Consider the following 1465-nt stretch of genomic DNA (forward strand, 5'->3'; position numbering starts at 1 on the left):
GACGAAATGGGAAACGGGTTAATATTCCCGTGCCACTATGCAGTGAAAGTTGACGCCCTGGGGTCGATCACGCCGGGCATTCGCCCGGTCGAACCGTCCAACTCCGTGGAAGCCGTAATGGCAGGAAGCGGACGAACGGCGGTATAGGGAAACGTGATTCAACCTGGGGCCCATGAAAAGACGAGCATAGTGTCCGTACCGAGAACCGACACAGGTGTCCATGGCGGCGAAAGCCAAGGCCTGTCGGGAGCAACCAACGTTAGGGAATTCGGCAAGTTAGTCCCGTACCTTCGGAAGAAGGGATGCCTGCTCCGGAACGGAGCAGGTCGCAGTGACTCGGAAGCTCGGACTGTCTAGTAACAACATAGGTGACCGCAAATCCGCAAGGACTCGTACGGTCACTGAATCCTGCCCAGTGCAGGTATCTGAACACCTCGTACAAGAGGACGAAGGACCTGTCAACGGCGGGGGTAACTATGACCCTCTTAAGGTAGCGTAGTACCTTGCCGCATCAGTAGCGGCTTGCATGAATGGATTAACCAGAGCTTCACTGTCCCAACGTTGGGCCCGGTGAACTGTACATTCCAGTGCGGAGTCTGGAGACACCCAGGGGGAAGCGAAGACCCTATGGAGCTTTACTGCAGGCTGTCGCTGAGACGTGGTCGCCGATGTGCAGCATAGGTAGGAGNGAGACACCCAGGGGGAAGCGAAGACCCTATGGAGCTTTACTGCAGGCTGTCGCTGAGACGTGGTCGCCGATGTGCAGCATAGGTAGGAGTCGTTACAGAGGTACCCGCGCTAGCGGGCCACCCAGACATCAGTGAAATACTACCCGTCGGTGACTGCGACTCTCACTCCGGGAGGAGGACACCGATAGCCGGGCAGTTTGACTGGGGCGGTACGCGCTNCAGTGAAATACTACCCGTCGGTGACTGCGACTCTCACTCCGGGAGGAGGACACCGATAGCCGGGCAGTTTGACTGGGGCGGTACGCGCTCGAAAAGATATCGAGCGCGCCCTATGGCTATCTCAGCCGGGACAGAGACCCGGCGAAGAGTGCAAGAGCAAAAGATAGCTTGACAGTGTTCTTCCCAACGAGGAACGCTGACGCGAAAGCGTGGTCTAGCGAACCAATTAGCCTGCTTGATGCGGGCAATTGATGACAGAAAAGCTACCCTAGGGATAACAGAGTCGTCACTCGCAAGAGCACATATCGACCGAGTGGCTTGCTACCTCGATGTCGGTTCCCTCCATCCTGCCCGTGCAGAAGCGGGCAAGGGTGAGGTTGTTCGCCTATTAAAGGAGGTCGTGAGCTGGGTTTAGACCGTCGTGAGACAGGTCGGCTGCTATCTACTGGGTGTGTTATGGTGTCTGACAAGAACGACCGTATAGTACGAGAGGAACTACGGTTGGTGGCCACTGGTGTACCGGTTGTTCGAGAGAGCACGTGCCGGGTAGCCACGCC

The 1465-nt window shown here is 57.1% G+C and carries 1 rRNA gene; it reads left to right on the forward strand.

Annotation, left to right across the window (positions count from 1 at the left end):
- Window positions 1–1465 (forward strand): 23S ribosomal RNA (locus C443_RS21915); the annotation flags it as partial.

The organism is Haloarcula argentinensis DSM 12282, from assembly GCA_000336895.1.
Lineage (GTDB): Archaea > Halobacteriota > Halobacteria > Halobacteriales > Haloarculaceae > Haloarcula > Haloarcula argentinensis.